This is a genomic window from Caldifarcimen microaerophilum, from assembly GCF_055387105.1.
In genome coordinates, this window is record NZ_AP038914.1 from 51610 (window position 1) to 67392 (window position 15783).

13 protein-coding genes and 1 tRNA gene are annotated in these 15783 nt (G+C 62.3%); 11 read left to right on the forward strand and 3 right to left on the reverse strand.

Features of this window, described 5'->3' with window-relative positions; all coding sequences use genetic code 11:
- The first annotated feature begins 12 nt into the window (after positions 1-12).
- The 11 genes from tdh to AC6HU3_RS00335 all read left to right on the forward strand — a co-directional run bounded on the left by tdh (position 13) and on the right by AC6HU3_RS00335 (position 11391).
- A complete protein-coding gene (gene tdh / locus AC6HU3_RS00285; RefSeq protein WP_497473811.1) occupies positions 13-1056 on the forward strand; it encodes an L-threonine 3-dehydrogenase in 1044 nt (347 codons plus the stop codon).
- Complete coding sequence (locus tag AC6HU3_RS00290) at positions 1053-3500, forward strand: tetratricopeptide repeat protein (protein WP_497473812.1); 2448 nt, start codon at positions 1053-1055, stop codon at positions 3498-3500. The genes tdh and AC6HU3_RS00290 overlap by 4 nt, the downstream gene beginning before the upstream one ends.
- A gap of 34 nt (positions 3501-3534) precedes the next feature.
- Positions 3535-4299 carry a phosphate ABC transporter ATP-binding protein PstB gene (gene pstB, locus AC6HU3_RS00295; protein WP_497473813.1) on the forward strand — a complete coding sequence of 255 codons (765 nt, stop codon included), beginning with the start codon at positions 3535-3537 and terminating at the stop codon, positions 4297-4299.
- A 213-nt stretch (positions 4300-4512) separates the two neighbouring features.
- Positions 4513-5154, forward strand: a complete 642-nt coding sequence (locus AC6HU3_RS00300) for a peroxiredoxin (RefSeq protein WP_497473814.1) — start codon at positions 4513-4515, stop codon at positions 5152-5154.
- Positions 5155-5321: 167 nt separating this feature from the next.
- Positions 5322-5405 (forward strand) — tRNA-Leu (locus AC6HU3_RS00305).
- A 15-nt stretch (positions 5406-5420) separates the two neighbouring features.
- Positions 5421-6473 (forward strand): V-type ATPase subunit, encoded by a 1053-nt coding sequence (locus tag AC6HU3_RS00310; protein ID WP_497473815.1) that lies wholly within the window; start codon positions 5421-5423, stop codon positions 6471-6473.
- Positions 6470-7342: a signal peptide peptidase SppA gene (gene sppA, locus AC6HU3_RS00315; protein ID WP_497473816.1), complete on the forward strand. Its 873-nt coding sequence runs from the start codon at positions 6470-6472 to the stop codon at positions 7340-7342. The genes AC6HU3_RS00310 and sppA overlap by 4 nt, the downstream gene beginning before the upstream one ends.
- Positions 7342-8061 carry a bacillithiol biosynthesis deacetylase BshB1 gene (gene bshB1 / locus AC6HU3_RS00320; RefSeq protein WP_497473817.1) on the forward strand — a complete coding sequence of 240 codons (720 nt, stop codon included), beginning with the start codon at positions 7342-7344 and terminating at the stop codon, positions 8059-8061. The genes sppA and bshB1 overlap by 1 nt, the downstream gene beginning before the upstream one ends.
- Before the next feature lie 6 nt (positions 8062-8067).
- Positions 8068-9471 (forward strand): hypothetical protein, encoded by a 1404-nt coding sequence (locus AC6HU3_RS00325; RefSeq protein ID WP_497473818.1) that lies wholly within the window; start codon positions 8068-8070, stop codon positions 9469-9471.
- The gene (locus AC6HU3_RS00330) at positions 9443-10225 is read left to right on the forward strand and encodes an inositol monophosphatase family protein (protein ID WP_497473819.1); all 783 of its coding nucleotides are present in this window, start codon (positions 9443-9445) and stop codon (positions 10223-10225) included. The genes AC6HU3_RS00325 and AC6HU3_RS00330 overlap by 29 nt, the downstream gene beginning before the upstream one ends.
- Positions 10222-11391, forward strand: a complete 1170-nt coding sequence (locus AC6HU3_RS00335) for a THUMP domain-containing protein (protein ID WP_497473820.1) — start codon at positions 10222-10224, stop codon at positions 11389-11391. Before AC6HU3_RS00330 ends, AC6HU3_RS00335 begins: the two co-directional genes overlap by 4 nt.
- A 162-nt stretch (positions 11392-11553) precedes the next feature.
- On the opposite strand, the gene AC6HU3_RS00340 is transcribed toward AC6HU3_RS00335, so the two are convergent.
- Genes AC6HU3_RS00340 through asnB form a run of 3 tightly spaced genes read right to left on the reverse strand, consistent with a single transcriptional unit; the run spans position 11554 to position 15751 of the window.
- Positions 11554-12849, reverse strand: a complete 1296-nt coding sequence (locus tag AC6HU3_RS00340) for an oligosaccharide flippase family protein (protein WP_497473821.1) — start codon at positions 12847-12849, stop codon at positions 11554-11556.
- Entirely contained in the window at positions 12846-13961 is a 1116-nt protein-coding gene (locus tag AC6HU3_RS00345) for a glycosyltransferase family 4 protein (protein ID WP_497473822.1), read from the reverse strand. The genes AC6HU3_RS00340 and AC6HU3_RS00345 overlap by 4 nt, the downstream gene beginning before the upstream one ends.
- Entirely contained in the window at positions 13958-15751 is a 1794-nt protein-coding gene (gene asnB / locus AC6HU3_RS00350; protein WP_497473823.1) for an asparagine synthase (glutamine-hydrolyzing), read from the reverse strand. Before asnB ends, AC6HU3_RS00345 begins: the two co-directional genes overlap by 4 nt.
- Positions 15752-15783 lie beyond the last annotated feature (32 nt).

Below are 15783 nucleotides of genomic sequence, written 5' to 3' on the forward strand. Positions count from 1 at the left end.
AGGAGAGAGACCATGGCAACCATGATGGCCGTCATGAAGACCCGGCCGGAGCCGGGCGTGGAAATTCGTGACGTTCCGGTTCCCGAACCTGGAGATGGAGAAATCCGGATCCGGGTTCAGCGGTCCTCCATCTGTGGAACGGACGTCCACATCTACCGGTTTGACCCCTGGTCCCGGGAGCACATCCATCCCCCTCTCATCATCGGTCACGAGACGGCCGGGGTGGTGGAGGCGGTGGGGCGGGGGGTCCGGAACCTGAAGGAGGGAGACCGGGTGGCGGTGGAAACCCACATCTTTTGCGGGTCCTGCCGGATGTGTTTGCTGGGCGAGTTCCATCTCTGTGAGAACCTCCAGACCATCGGCATTGATCGGGACGGCTCCTATGCGGAATATCTGGTGATTCCCGCCGTGAACGCCTGGAAAATCCCGGACTCCATCCCCTTTGAGATCGCCACGCTGATGGAGCCCTTTGGCAATGCGGTGTACACGGTGGAAGAGGCCCATGTGGAGGGAAAAAACGTGCTGATCACCGGGGCGGGACCCATCGGGCTGATGGGCCTTCTGGTTGCGCGGGCGCTGGGTGCAGCCCGGATCGCCGTGGCGGAGCCCCGTCCTCTCCGGGCGTCCTTCGCCGAACAACTCGGCGCAGACCTGGTGGTGGACCCCACGAAACCGGACGCCGTTGAAACCCTCCGGGACTTTTTTGGCGGATCTGCGGATGTGCATCTGGAATTTTCCGGAGCCTCGGGAGCCTTTGAACTCGGTCTCCAGCTCCTCAGGAACGGGGGGGTGGTGAGTCTGCTGGGGCTTGCCGGAAAACCCTTTTCCTACGACTGGGACACCTTTATCCTGAAAGGCCTTCACGCCATCGGGATCCACGGGCGACGGATTTTTGCCACGTGGGTGCGGGCGCAGGAACTCATCCTTTCGGGGAAAGTGGACCTCGCTCCCCTCATCACCCATCGCCTTCCCCTCGAGCGGATTGAGGAGGGGTTTCAGGCCATTCTGGATGGAGAAGCCGTGAAGGTCGTGCTGACACCGCCGGGCGCGGAATGAACCTTCTCCTTCTGGGGATCGCCCTCTCTCCCCTCTTCCAATCCGCCCGGAACCTCGCCCGGGAAGGACGGTGTGATGCCGCCCTGCCCCTCTATCTCCAGATCGCCTATTCCCCGAATTCTCCCGAGCGGGCACAGGCCCTTCTGGGCGGATCCCGGTGTGCCCTCGCCCTGGGGGACACCGCCCTCTCCCGCGTGCTCCTCACCCGGTTCCTCCACCATCCGGATCCTTATCTACCCCTGATGCAGGAAGCCTGGACGCTGGTTCGTGCTCTGGAAGACACCGCCCATCCGGCGTTCAGGCTTTTCGAACCCTATCTCTTCACCCTCCCCCCGGAAACCCTCCAGGTCCTGCTGCCCCGGCTTCCCGACTCCCTCAGGTTCGGGATCGTGCAGGAGCTCCGGGCATTGGGAAAGCGGGTCAACCTCCCGGAAAACCAGCGCCCCTGCTCCTGGATCCTGCAGGAGGGACGGGACACAGGACAGATGCTGCTCTGTCGGGGAGACACCCTCCAGGCCGTGCTGGCAGGGAACGTCTCCCCGGAGGCCTTGGCTCCATGGATTCTGAAGGATTCCCTGCGGTGTCTGCCCGGAGAGACGGGTCCTTTCGCCTGCGCCCTCTCCGTGGACTCGGTTCTTCGACTCACACCGGACAGTCTGAGGGATTCTGTGCTCCGCGTGTTCGAGGGATGGGGTCGGGGCTGGCCGGAGGAACGGTCCCGGTGGCGAAAGGAACTCCGGTGGGAGCAAACCGGAGAAAAGGACGCGGACTTTTATCCTCTTCGCCCGGCTCCTGGCCATGAACGCGTGCTCCTTTCCGGGATCACGACCCTCTCTCCCGAAACCCTCCTTGCCCGGGCCCGCACGGTGTGGCTTCTGGAGGGGTGGCCGCCTCCCCGTACCGGGATCCCCCCGGTGGACCGGAAACTCTTCGAACTGCACTATTTGCGCTTTGCCCGGGACCGTTTCTGGGGTCGAAGCACGGGAGCGTTGCTGGACAGTCTGGTGGACTGGATGGAAGCACTGGATAGCCTGTCCTTCCTGCCCGTTCTGGATCTTTCCCTTGCAGCCGATCTTCCCCGTCCACCGGTGACACGGATTCCCATCCCGGAACTCTCCTCCCGGGAGGTCCTCCTCCTGGCCCGTTTCCTGGGACGGAAGGGGATGGAACGGCCCTTCCGGGACATGATGCGCTATCTGAAGGGTGATCTCGCTCACAAGGCTGCTTTCGCCTTCTTCGTTGAGGCCCGCGAACCCGACAGCGCCTTCCGGTATCTGGACGTCCGGGACGGGAAAGGTCTGCGGGACTACCTTCTCATCGTTCCCCCGAAGACGTTTCGGGAAGCCCTGGAGCTTTACACCCCCCATGCCCTCAGGGCCGAGCTCTCCCTCCTGGAACGCGTTGTCCGGGAAATCCCGGAACCTCCGGAAATCTGGCGGAGTTTTCTGGCCCGGCCTCTTCCCGACACCCTCCGCCTTCCCCTGGCCCGGCATTTCCTCCGTGAGGCCCTTCAGAAGGGCGACCTTGAGGAGGCGGGCGTCCTGAGTCTTCACGCCCCCAAAAGCCCCGAAGCTGGAGTGGTCCGGTTTCTTCTCGGCCTGTCCCCCCAACGGCCCGAGGTGGATTCATCCCTTCTGGCCCTCCTTCCCGAAAGCCTCCGGATCCACTGGATGGTGGACACCCTCACACCTTTCCCCTCGCTGGATTCCCTTCCGCCCCTTCAATCCCTTTCGGATCGCCTCCGGGTGCTGCTCACCTTTCAATCCCTGGACACGCTTCTTCTGGAGCACCTTCAGGGGGAGCTTCCCCGGGAACTCGCCCCCGTGGGCCGGTGGCTCCATCGCCGGGCCCGGGTTCTGTATCGGGAAGGGGATCGGGTGCGGGCAGGACGGATCTGGTCCTTTCTCCTGCGTGCCGAGGACCGAAAACTCCAGGCCCTCGCCCTGTATCACCTGGGCATTCTGGAGAAAGACGAACGGCGTCTGGATCGGGCGGTGGCCTATCTGGAGCGCCTGGTTCAGGACTATGCCGACGTCCATAACATCTGGACGGAGGGCGCCTTCCTCCTGGCCGGGATCTTTGCGGAACAGCGGGAGCCCGACAAAGCCCTCCGTGTGCTGGAAAGCCTGAAGGGCCTGGTGGGACCGGAAGAAGAGGGAGAGCGCCGGTATTTTGCCATGCAGGCCTGGAAAGCCCTGGGGGATTACGCCCGCGCCGTCCTGGAGGGCCAGATTCTCTGGAACCGCTTCCGGAAGGACGCACCGGGCTGGGCCATCACCGCGGCGCTGGACGTGGCCCAGTTCTGGGTGATCCGGGGGCATACGGATCGGGCACGGGACCTGCTTCAGGACGTGGTGAACCGCTTCCCCAATCACCCCCTCACCGGGACGGCGCAGGCCCAGCTCCAGGCCCTTTCTCAGCTGGAAACTTTCCAGGGACGTTAACCGCTCGTTAACCTCTGCACGGTATCATCACGGCATGACACCGCCCGTGAAACTTGAGGTGCGCAACCTCTCGTTCTATTACGGCACCCATCAGGTTTTGAAAAACATCTCGCTGCCCGTGTATGAGAAGCGGGTCACGGCCATTATCGGTCCATCGGGGTGCGGAAAAACCACACTCCTCCGGTGCTTCAACCGCATGCACGACCTTTACCCCGGAACCCGCTATGAGGGGGAAATCGTTCTCTATCCAGACGGGGTGAACCTTCTGGAGCCGGGTGTGGACGTGATGGAGCTCCGAACCCGCATCGGGATGGTGTTTCAGAAGCCCAACCCCTTCCCCACCAGCATCTTTAATAACGTGGCCTATGGTCTGAAGCTCCACGGGATTCGGGGAGCGGAACTCCGGGAACGGGTGGAGTGGGCCCTGGCCAAAGCCGCCCTCTGGGATGAGGTGAAGGATCGCCTGGATGCCCATGCCTATTCCCTTTCCGGAGGGCAGCAGCAGCGCCTGTGCATCGCCCGGGCCCTTGCCGTTCGCCCCGAGGTGCTCCTTTTTGATGAGCCCACTTCAGCCCTGGATCCCATCGCCACCTCCCGGATCGAAGATCTGATGGCGGAACTGCGGGACGAAATCACCATCGTGGTGGTGACCCACAACATGCAGCAGGCGGCACGGGTGGCCGATTACACGGCCTTTATGTACCTTGGTGAGCTCGTGGAGTTCGGCCCCACCGAGGAGATTTTTATCCGTCCCAGGGAAAAGCTCACCGAGGCCTATGTCTCGGGGAAATTCGGCTGAAGAAAAGGCCGAACAACCGGGGCGGGAGCAGGGGGTATGCCTTCACAGCAAATCGTTTGGCTGGATTTGCTGTGCCATAATCACGCTTGAGTCCGTCGGATCCATCCGTATTTCTTCTTCAACCCACGACCCTTCTCCCTTTCGACCCATGGACAGTTCGCCCCTCCGGGTATATAATTGTAAAGTGCAAATATAAACAAAAGGAGGATAGCCATGGAAGGACGGATCCCGCTCCTGGGAGAAACTTTCCCGACCCTCGAAGTTCAAACCACCCACGGCCCCATGAAGCTTCCAGACGACTTCCGGGGCAAGTGGTTTGTGCTTTTCAGTCACCCGGCGGATTTCACGCCGGTGTGCACCACCGAGTTTGTCGCGTTCCAGAAACGTTACGATGCTTTCCGCGAACTCGGCGTGGAACTGGTGGGGCTGAGTGTGGATCAGGTCTTCTCACACATCAAGTGGATCGAGTGGATCGAGAAACATCTCGGGGTCAGGATTGAGTTCCCGGTGATCGCGGCCAACGATCAGGTCGCCGCGGCCCTCGGCATGATCCACCCCGGCAAGGGAACCAACACGGTGAGGGCCGTGTTTGTGGTGGATCCGAAGGGCGTTGTGCGGCTGATTCTGTATTATCCGCAGGAAATCGGGCGCAACATCGACGAGATCCTTCGGGCAGTCAAGGCTCTCAAAACCTTTGATGAACATGGCGTGGCCACACCCGCCAACTGGCCCGAGAACGACCTGATGGGTGATCGGGTGATTGTTCCCCCGCCGACCGACGTCGAAACCGCGAAGAAGCACAAAGAGACCTACGACTGTTACGACTGGTGGTTCTGCCACAAATCGCTGTCCTGAACGGGGGAGCGGGTTGCGCGATGACAGTGGGGGAGATCGGCCAAAAGGTATATGTCCACCCGTTCCTCCCATTGCCAGAACTTCGGGGGGGTGGGTCAGGATGTATTGTCATGGTACATGCCTATTTGACCCTCCCCCCCTGAAGATGTATAATTAAGTCCGACGCTGCCGGGGTGGCGGAATTGGCAGACGCGCATGGTTGAGGGCCATGTGCCCGTAAGGGCGTGCGGGTTCGAGTCCCGCCCCCGGCATGCTTTTTTCTTGCCATGGTTGACGATTACGGATACATCAACGCACGCATTCGGGCCCACAAAAGCCGGCTCCTCGGGGTGGAGGTGTATGAGGAGCTTCTGCGGACGGAGTCTCTGGAAGACCTGTTTCCTGCTCTCCGGGAAACGCCCTACGGTGAGGATCTTCTCCGGGTGAGTGAGGACCTGGACCTGGAAGACCGGATTCAGCGCGCCCTCCACCGGAACCTGAGCCGGACCTACCGGAAGATCATCTCCTTTTCGGGGGGACGCCCCCGGGAACTTCTGGACGTGGTGTTCGGCCGGTATGATGTTCACAACCTCCTTTCCATTCTCCGCGGGAAAATCCTGGGCATCGGTCCGGCAGAAATCCGCCTTTCCCTTCTTCCGGCGGGCATTCTGGATCCCACCCGGCTGGAAGACCTCCTGGCCCGGGAGACCGCCCGGGACGTGCTCGAGGTCCTGGCTACCTGGAACCTGACCCTCCCCTTCCGCCTCACCCGCGAGGTGTTCAAGGCGGCGGAAGCCGGGCGGGTGGATCTGCTGGAGCAGCACCTGGTGAGTGGGTATGTGGCCTGGGCCACCGAGCGTCTGGCCTCCCGGGACCCCAACGCCGAGCTTGTCCGGCACATCATGGAACTCTGGATTGACGTGCGCAACATTCTGGGAGTGCTTCTTTTTGTCCGGGAAGGTGTCCGCCCTGCCGGCCGGATGGTGTGGCTGGAGGGGGGCCATCTCTCCCCGGCCCGGCGCCGGCGTCTCCTGGAAGCCCAGAGCTTTGATGATGTGCGGAACGCCCTGCGGGGGACGGTGTTCGGGGATGCCATTCCCTCCGGTCTGTCGCCCATGGATCTCCCGTCCGTGGAGCGCAAACTGGAAGAGCGGATGGTCCGCCATGCCCTGGAGGCCCGCAAAACCGATCCTCTTGGCATCGGCATTCCCCTCTCCTATATCTATGCCAAGGACAACGAAGTCACCAACCTCCGGATGATCACCTACGGCAAAGCCTTCGGGCTCCCGGCACGGGAGATCCGGGAATTCCTGGTCCTCCCTGAGACCGCGGTGGCATGATTCGCTTCTGGGGAACCCTCCTAGGGCTGTTTCTTCTTCTTCTCCTTGCGGGCTGGTTGTTTCCCAAAGTGAAAGACCTTCCCGAGCGAGGCCGGAAGGTGGGGTGGGTGGAGGTCCACGGTCCCATTGTGGATGTCTCCCGGACGCTGGACTGGATCGATGAACTCCGGGACAAATCCATCCGGGCGGTGTTCCTTCACATCGACAGTCCCGGCGGCACGGTGGGCGGAAGCCAGGCCCTGTATTTCGCCCTGAAACGGCTGAAAGAAGAGAAAAACATCCCGGTGATCGCCTATATTCCCTCTCTCGGTGCCTCCGGTGCGTATTACGTTGCTGCAATCGCTGATAAAATCGTGGTCCAGCCGGGTGCCATCGTGGGGTCCATCGGGGTGATCGCCCAGCTTCCGGAATATTACGAACTCGGCGAAAAGATCGGCCTCCGGATGCGCACCTTCAAGGCGGGCAAACTCAAGGATGCCGGCAACCCCTGGCGCCCCATGAAGGAAGAGGAAATCCGCTATTTTGAGCACCTTCTGGAGGAGATGCACGCCCAGTTCATCCGCCACGTGAGCGAGGGGCGAGGCCTTCCGGAAGATTCCCTCCGGCCCTATGCAGACGGCCGGGTGTTCACCGGCGAGGAAGCCCTGCGGTATGGCCTTGTGGACGCGGTGGGCTCCTTTGCCGAAGCCGAAAGTCTGATGAAAGAAATGGCGGGGATCGAGGGCGATCCCGTGTATGTGTATCCTCCCGCCCCCCGCAAACCCCTTCTGCGGCGGCTCATTGAAGGAACTGTGGGGGAGTCCTCTTTCTCCGTGTCTTCCCTTCTCAAACCCTATCCTCAGGTGCTCTATCTCTGGACGGGTCCGTAATGGACGTCGTGTTCGGAGACCTCGCGCCGGTGGATGTGGTGGTGCTTGCCCCCCACCCGGACGACGCCGAGCTTGCCATGGGGGGGACCCTCATAAAGATGGTGGAGGAGGGGATCCGGGTGGGTGTGGTGGACCTCACGAACGGCGAACCCACCCCCATGGGGAGTCCGGAAACCCGTCGGGAAGAAGCCCGGAAAGCCGCTGAACGCATGGGCATCCACTTCCGGGTGATCCTGGACCTCAAGAACCGGGAACTCATGGACGAAGTGGAGGCGCGCTACCGGGTGGCCGGTGTGATCCGTCTGGCAAAACCCCGGTATGTGTTCATTCCCTGGATCAAGGACGCCCATCCCGATCACATCCAGTCCCACTTCCTGGGCATTGCTTCCCGGTTTTATGCCAAACTCACCAAAACGGATATGCCGGGGGAACCCCATTATCCGGAAAAGATGATTTTCTATTCCCCGAGTCACCTGAACTTTCTCTTTCGGCCTCGTTTCATCGTGGACGTCTCGGAAACCTTTCCCCGGAAACGGGAACTTGTGGAGATCTATGCCTCCCAGTTCGGCTGGGGGAACCGGGCGGAGTGGCTGTGGGAGCGGATGGAAGCCAAAGCCCGGTTCTATGGCGCCCTCATCGGCGCCCGGTATGGGGAGCCTTTCTATACGGAAGAGGAAATCGGGGTGCGCAACCTCCGGACCTTTCTCGATCTCTCCTGAGGGTTCATGAAGATCCATACCCCTTCCAAGGACATCCCCGCCCGGGGTCCTGCCTGGACCCATCCTCTGGACACCTGGCCTGAACTTCTTGTCCATGATCCCCTTCTCCAGGACATCCGACGGTCGCTGCGGGAAGAACTGGGTGTGCCCCAGGATGCGGTGTGGGTGGCCGCGGGCCACCAGCCCTGGCCCTTCCATCCCGGGATTGTGGCGAAACTCCTGGCGCTCGAGCAGGCGGTTCGGACCTTCGGGTGGTGGGGAAGTTTCCACCTCCAGACCCACAGCCCTGTGGCAGCGTTTGCCTATCCCGCCTTGCGAAACGGACGGGTGACCTGGATCCGGCCCTTTGCGGATCGCCCCAGCACCTATCATCAAATGCACCAGGACCTGCCCCGGGACGAGATGCTGCGGGGCGCCCATGAACTCCTGGACGCACTGGACCTGTCCTGGAGAAAATCCACGGTGGAAATCAACCTTTCCCGATTCCCGGAGGGCGAACACCCCCTGGATCACCGGATTCTCACGGGATTTCTTGCCTGGTACGGCGATCCTGCATGGACTGTGTTTCCCACCCATTCGATCTTTGCCACCCGGGCGTTTGGCGCGTTCCTGTCCTGGATCACCCGGGAGCCCCTTGCCCTGTGGGAACGCATCCAGAACGCGCTGGTGGACTACCGGAGACGTCACCGCATCCGCACCCGCGCCCAGCCTTTCCGGGATCTGGAACGACGCGACCCCTGGGTGGAACTTCCCTTCTGGTGGATTGATGAGGAAGGGCGGGACACCCTCTGGATCCACGCCGAAACCCGGGAACTCCGGGCGCGGGGGCGGGACGTCAGCACGCCGGATGATCCGGATGTCCTGGGATCCGTTTACCCGAAAGCCCTGATGCTCACCTTCTTTTACCGGTACGTGGCCACGGATTTTTTTATCCACGGGTGGGGTGGACTCCATTACGACGAAGTGACCGACCAGGTGGCGCAGGACCTCGGTTTCCGGGTCCGGCCCCGGGTGGCGGTGACGCTGAGCCTGGGACTTGCGGACCGGGACTGTGAGGCCCTGCGTCAGGAACTCGAGAAACGCCGGGAGGAACTCAAACACATCCCCCACAAACCTGAACGGTATCTTCCGGAAGATCACCCGCTGAAACGTGCCAAAAAAGAACGGGTGATGGCGTTTCAGGATCCCGGCGCGGATCGTTCCCGTCTTCACCGGGAGATGAAAGCCCTCAACCGGGCGATGCTGGACACTCCGGAAGTCCAGGCCCGCCTTCGTGATCTGAATGAAGAAATCCAGCGGCTTTCAGAAGAACTGGAGCGGTGTGAAGCGGTCACATTTCGGGAATATCCCTTTTATTTCTTCACCCGGGAGGAGGTGGACCATGCGTTTTCGGGCACTGGCCCTCGCTGAACGGGCGGCCGACCGTGCAAGGGACATCATCCGGATGCATTTTCGAAGGCTCCGGCGGGAAGACGTGGAGGAAAAGTCCCGGGACGACTTTGTGACCTCGGTGGATGTGAAGGTAGAGCGGGCGATGCGGGAGATCCTCCTGGAACTTCCCGGAAGCGCGTATCTTGCAGAAGAGGAAGGGGGGACACGGGAAGGGGAACGCCTCTGGATCGTGGATCCCCTGGACGGAACGAACAACTTTGTGTTCGGCATGCCCTGCGTGGCGGTGTCCATCGCCCTGCTGGTGGAGGGAAAAGTGGAGGTGGGGGTGGTGGACCTGCCCCTTCTCGGAGAGCGGTTTCGGGCGGTGCGGGGAGAAGGGGCGTTTGATCACACGGGCCGGCGGCTTGCGGTCAGGGCGGACCGGGGACTTCGCGGGGCCCTCCTGGCCACGGGATTTCCCTTCCGGAAGCCGGAACTCCGGGAGCAGTATTTCCGGGCTTTTCACGGGCTCTTTCCCCATGTGGTGGATTTTCGGCGGGCGGGAGCGGCGGCCATGGATCTCGCCTATGTGGCGGCGGGGATCTTCAGCGGCTTTTTTGAAATGGGCCTTTCGCCCTGGGACCTTGCGGCGGGGATCCTCCTGGTGGAGGAGGCCGGAGGGGTGGTGCGGAACTGGGACGGAGGAGAGGAGGTGCTGTGGCGGGGAGATGTGGTGGCGGGAAATCCTGAACTTGTGAACGCAATTCTGAAGCACACGCGGGACGGGTCATGATGCGAACGGGTTATGCGACCACGGCCATCGGGCTGGAGGACCTCGTTGAGGAGGCTCTCCGGGAGCAGGGTTTTGAAGTCCTTCCCCGGCCGGAGGGGCTTCGGGGCCGGGTAGCCTTTGCCTTTGAGGACGAAACCGACCTGGTCCGGGCGCTGGATGTGCCCCTTCTCCACCGGGTGGGCATCCTGGTCCACCGGGAGGTTCTGCCCGTGGAGGCCTTTCTCGCCCGGATCAAGGAGATCTGCTTTGATCTGGACTGGCGGGACTGGGGTCTTCCAGACGTGAGTTTTGCAGTCCGGGCGGCCCGGCGGGGGAATCAGCCTTTCCGCTCGCCCGATGTGGAGCGGGAAGCCGGTGCGGGGGTGGTGGAAGGGATGACAGCCCGGGTGCGCCGACCCAGGGTGAACCTGACCGATCCCGATCTCATCATCCGGGTGGATGTGGGACCCTCCGGGGAGGCGGCGGTGTGGGTGGATCTCGTGGGATATGAGAGTCTCCACCGGCGGGGATATCGCGCGTATGAACACCCCGCACCCATGAAGGGCACGATTGCCTCGGCCATGCTGCGGATGATGGGCTATGCGGGGCAGGGGCTTCTGGTGGACCCCATGGCCGGAGGAGGGACCGTCGGGATCGAAGCGTTGTGGGGTATGCTCAAGGTTCCGCCCTACTGGCTGCGGGCTGACACGCTTCTCCTTTTCCGGATTCCCACGCTGACCCGGTTGCAGGAAGCGGTTCGGGAGCGGCTTGAGGGAGTGCGGATTCCGGAGGTCGGGCCGGAGGTGGCGCTGGGGGACCGGTTTGCCCGGCATGTGGAGGGGGCGCGGAGGAACGCCGAGCGAGCGGGGGTGGCCCATCTCATCCGGTTTTATCAGGAGAACGTCTCCCGGTTCAGCCGGCGGTTTCAGAACGTGCCCTTCGTGGCCACCAATCCGCCCTATGGTTTACGTGTGGCCTATCCGGAGGAGGTGGAACGGGTCTACGCCGCCTTTTTCCGGGAGATGGAACGGGGCATGGCGCCCGAGGGGCGCATCGGCCTGATGACCCCCCGGATCGATCTGGTGAGGAAACACGGCGAGGCCCACGGGTGGGCGATCCGGGCGGACCGGCAGGTTTTCCACGGGAAACTCCCCATCCGCCTGATTCTCCTGGAACGGGCGGGATGAGTATGTTCAATATGCACATATTGCATTCGCCCGGAAATGGGGGTATACCCACTTCATGCGTTTATGAATATTCCACAGCCCCCGCCTTTTTCTGACCCCGGTTTTGCCCACCATCCTCCCTCAACATGACATAAGGGTCCTTATGTTTCTTTTTTGAGGGGATCAGAGCACCCCCACCCGGATGCGGAAGCGTTTCCAGACGAAGGCGGTGAGAATCAGGTTCCAGGCGGCAAGGGAGAGGGCGGTGGCCAGGGCGGTGCCCATGAACCCCCATCGGGGGGTGAGGAGGGCGTTGAGGAGGACGTTCAGGAGAAGGGCGGCGCCCACGCCCACGGCGTTGTCCTTTTCATTGTGGGTCATCTGGAGGACCCACCCCACCGATCCCGCGCCCACGTTCACAAGCTGGGCCAGCCCCAGGAGGAGAAAGGCGGGATAGCCCGCCTGATATGCTTCCCCCGCAAGGCCCAGAATCCACCGGCCCGTGAGGGCAAACCCGAGCCAGATGACAAGGGCTGCGACAAAGGCGATCCGGATGAACCTCCGGATCCAGCGGGCGAGCGCCTCCATCTCCCCCCGGACGAAATAGCCCACGATCCGGGGACCGATGGAGGCGTTCGCAACGAGCAGGGGAAAGGCCACAAAGGCCGCAAGCCGGACGGCCAGGCGATAGAGACCGATTTCTTCATTCCCCCGAAACATCCCCAGCATCAAGATATCCACCTGACCGTTCAGGGTGAACATACTCGTCGCGAGAAAAATGGGCAGGGCGGATGCAAGCCAGGCCCGGACGTGCCAGGAAGGAGGCTCGTTTTGATAGGCGGGGGGCAGCATCCGCTGGAGCCACCCCTGATACAGGACCACGACCAGAGCCAGGCTTCCGAGGAGGGCCATGACCACTCGGTTCAGAGGGAGACGTTCACCTCCCACAAGGAAAAGACCCACGAGGGCGAGAAGATAGAGTGCCTCCTGAACAGGGAAATTCGCAAGAACGATCCGGCGAAGCCCCTGAAGGGTCATGTTTTGTAGGGCAATCCAGGAACTGAAGATCAGAAAAGGCGCCATCACGCGGATCAGTGCCCACCGGCCCGAGGGGTCCGAAAGGAAGTCGCCCACAACGACCATATGAATGACGACCCAGAGCAATCCACCCACCCCAAAACTCCACAGGAAGGCAAACCGGCGGAGGGCTTTCACTTCACCCCAGATGTTCTGCTCCAGGGCTCTGGACGTCTCCCGCAGCACCACCACCGGAAGACCCAGCTGCACAAGAAGGGTCAGGATACTCAGGATGGAAATGGCGTATCCGTAGCGCCCATAATCCGCCGGTCCCAGACCCCGCGCGAGAAGAAAGCCCGTCACCACCGTGAGGATCATGGCCAGGATCCGGAAAGCAAACACGCCCGCCGATTCCCGGACCTGAGAAGACGTTTTCAGACGGCGGAACAGGACACGGATCATGATGCTGTGTCCTCCAGAAGACGGATCAGCATTGCGTTCACCTTCCGCACGTCAAACACCTCTTCCGCCCGTTTGCGGGCCGCCTGCCCCATCCGGGCCACCAGGGACGGGTCGTCCACAAAGCGTTCCATCGCCCGGGCCAGCGCTCCAGCATCTCTCACCGGCACCAGAAAACCGCTCACCCCGTTTTCCACAGTTTCGCGGCACCCCGGGGCGTTGGTGGTGATGACGGGGCGGGCCATGGCCATGGCTTCCAGCACGCTCCGGGGCGTGCCCTCCCGATAGGAGGGAAGGATATACACGGAGCATTCCCTCAACGCAGGACGCACGTCGTCCAGAAAACCGAGATAGTCCACAACCCCCTCCCGTGTCCATGCCTCGAGTTCTTCGCGGGCGATGCTCCCGGGATAGTCGGGTTCAAACCATCCGGCCAGGCGAAACTGGACCTCTGGATGACGGGCCTTCACCATCCGGGCTGCTTCCACATATTCCCGGACCCCTTTGTCCACAATGAGGCGGGCCAGCATCAGAAAGGTGAGGGTTTCGGGATAGGGGGCAGGACGGAACTCCTCCAGATCCACACCGGAACCGGGCACGCGGTGGATTTTCTCTCGGGACACCCATCGCCGGACCACGGCCTCGTCGTCCGGGTTCTGGACCACCACGGCGTGGGCGAAGGGGAGGCTCATCCGATACAGCATCTCTACCACGCCCCGGACCAGGCGTTTTTTCGATGAAAACGGGGGTGTGAAGGCTGCGCCCATGCCGGTGATGAGGGCCACCCGGCGGGGGACCCCCGCGCGAACCGCGGCCAGCGTCCCCCAGATCACGGGTTTGATGGTGTAGGCAAGGACCGCATCCGGCTGGAGGACTCGGAACCGGTGCTCCAGGGCCCGATGGGTCAGGAGGTCCCGGAGAGGATTCACCCCCTGACGGGCCAGGGGAAAGGTGTGGAAGGCAACGCCCCACTCCCGGAGGGTCTGCTTCACCTGTTCATCGTTTTCAGGGGCCAGGGCGTGGACCTCATGTCCTCTCTTCACGAGCTCCCGGAGAAGGGGACCCCGGAACTTCACAAGAGAAGGGGCAAAAGAGGCCACGACGGCGACCTTCATGGAAGCCACCGTCCTGCCCAGCGCACCAGGACAAAGAGATTCCAGAGCTCCCAGAACCGGTCGCGCTTCCGGGCAAGGTGCTCGGAGAGAAGCCTTCGCACCCCGGCCTCATCCAGACCCACCCGCCGGGCTTCGGGGGAAAAGAGGGCATCCTCCAGCGTGGGCCGGAGCTCCCCACGCATCCATTCGCCGAGGGGAATGCCAAATCCACCTTTGGGGCGATGGATCACCCTCTCGGGGAGCCACCGTTCGGCAACCTTCCGAAGGATCCACTTCCGGGTGAACCCCCGGAGCTTCAGGGCAGCGGGGAGGGAAAAGGCCGTTTGAGCCACAGCGGCATCCACAAAGGGAACCCGAACCTCCAGCGCCACCCGCATGCTGGCGGTGTCCACCTTGAACAGCATGTCCCCCGGAAGAACAAGCTGGCTGTCCAGATACAGAACCGCGTTGAGCCCTGAAAACCCGCGCTCTCTCGCTTCTTCCAGGAGCGCCTGGACCCGGGCGTGAAGAAGATCGTCCCGCATCCGAAGGGAGGGAAGGGGAAGTTCGCTCATCTCAAAGAGGGTGAGGGTGGAGAGGATCCGCTCGATAGGATCGGGGCTCGCGGTGCGCACCAGTTTGCGAAACTGACGCCAGCGCTCCCCCAGAGAGGAGCCCCGTTGCTCGGGAAGAGGGAGACGGGCAAGGCCCCGGAGCACCGGCTGCAGGGGCGCCAGCCAGGCCGCCAGACGAAGTCCCTGATATTTCGTGTATCCGGCGAAGAATTCGTCTCCGCCGTCCCCGGACAGGGCCACCTTCACATGCCGGCGGGTGACCTCACTCACGATGGACGCCGGAACCAGGGAAGAATCCCCGAAGGGCTCGTCCAGATGCTCCACCACCCGCTCCAGGATGTCCAGGGCCTCCCGGGCGGTCACGGGGATTTCGGTGTGGCGGGTTTCCAGATGTTCGGCGGCTGAACGGGCATAGGGGGCTTCGTCATAGGTGGGAAAGTCCGGAAAACTCACGGTGAAGGTCTGGAGGTCCGGGAGGTGCTCCCGGGCCATGGCCACCACAAGGGAAGAGTCCAGTCCCCCGGAGAGAAAGGCACCCACCGGAACGTCGGAAAGAAGGTGCATCCGCACCGACTCCTTCAGGACCTGCTCCACCTGTTCCACCGCTTCTTCGGAGGATGCCGGCGGAGTTCCGGGTCGGAGGTCAAACCAGCGCCAGTGCCGGATCACGTTGCCGTTTTTCACCCGGAGGGCGGTGCCGGGTTCCAGTTTCCGTGCGGCGCGAAAGATGGTGTGGGGATGGGGGATGTAATTCAGGCGAAAATAGAGGAGAAGGGCGTCCTCGTCCAGGTCCCGGGGGAATTCGGGGAAGGAGGCAAGGGTCCGGAGTTCGGAGGCGAACACGAACCCCTGCGGGAGTTCGGCGAACACGAGGGGTTTGATCCCAAAGGGATCCCGGGCGAGAAAAAGTTCCCCGCGCGCGCGATCATACAAGGCAAAGGCGAACATGCCCCGGAGTCTGGAAAGGACGTCCTCCCCCCAGGTCTCATAGCCGTGGAGGATGGCTTCAGCGTCGCTGTGGCTTTTGAAGCGGTGTCCCCGGGCCTCCAGGTCTTTTCGGAGATCTGGATAGTTGTAGATTTCTCCGTTGAACACGAGCCAGAGGGTTTCGTCTTCATTGGACATGGGCTGTTTTCCCGCATCGCTGAGGTCCAGAATGGCAAGCCGGCAGTGGAACAGTCCCACATGGTCATCCTGAAACGATCCGAAGGCATCCGGCCCCCGGTGCCTGAGCACATGTCCGGGGAAATGTCGAAACGATCCCTGAA

Excerpts from the sequence above, each read along its gene's own strand:
- tdh (WP_497473811.1), top strand. The coding sequence starts at position 13 with ATGGCAACCATGATGGCCGTCATGAAGACCCGGCCGGAGCCGGGCGTG.
- AC6HU3_RS00290 (WP_497473812.1), top strand. The coding sequence starts at position 1,053 with ATGAACCTTCTCCTTCTGGGGATCGCCCTCTCTCCCCTCTTCCAATCC.
- pstB (WP_497473813.1), top strand. The coding sequence starts at position 3,535 with ATGACACCGCCCGTGAAACTTGAGGTGCGCAACCTCTCGTTCTATTAC.
- AC6HU3_RS00300 (WP_497473814.1), top strand. The coding sequence starts at position 4,513 with ATGGAAGGACGGATCCCGCTCCTGGGAGAAACTTTCCCGACCCTCGAA.
- AC6HU3_RS00310 (WP_497473815.1), top strand. The coding sequence starts at position 5,421 with ATGGTTGACGATTACGGATACATCAACGCACGCATTCGGGCCCACAAA.
- sppA (WP_497473816.1), top strand. The coding sequence starts at position 6,470 with ATGATTCGCTTCTGGGGAACCCTCCTAGGGCTGTTTCTTCTTCTTCTC.
- bshB1 (WP_497473817.1), top strand. The coding sequence starts at position 7,342 with ATGGACGTCGTGTTCGGAGACCTCGCGCCGGTGGATGTGGTGGTGCTT.
- AC6HU3_RS00325 (WP_497473818.1), top strand. The coding sequence starts at position 8,068 with ATGAAGATCCATACCCCTTCCAAGGACATCCCCGCCCGGGGTCCTGCC.
- AC6HU3_RS00330 (WP_497473819.1), top strand. The coding sequence starts at position 9,443 with ATGCGTTTTCGGGCACTGGCCCTCGCTGAACGGGCGGCCGACCGTGCA.
- AC6HU3_RS00335 (WP_497473820.1), top strand. The coding sequence starts at position 10,222 with ATGATGCGAACGGGTTATGCGACCACGGCCATCGGGCTGGAGGACCTC.
- AC6HU3_RS00340 (WP_497473821.1), bottom strand. The coding sequence starts at position 12,849 with ATGATCCGTGTCCTGTTCCGCCGTCTGAAAACGTCTTCTCAGGTCCGG.
- AC6HU3_RS00345 (WP_497473822.1), bottom strand. The coding sequence starts at position 13,961 with ATGAAGGTCGCCGTCGTGGCCTCTTTTGCCCCTTCTCTTGTGAAGTTC.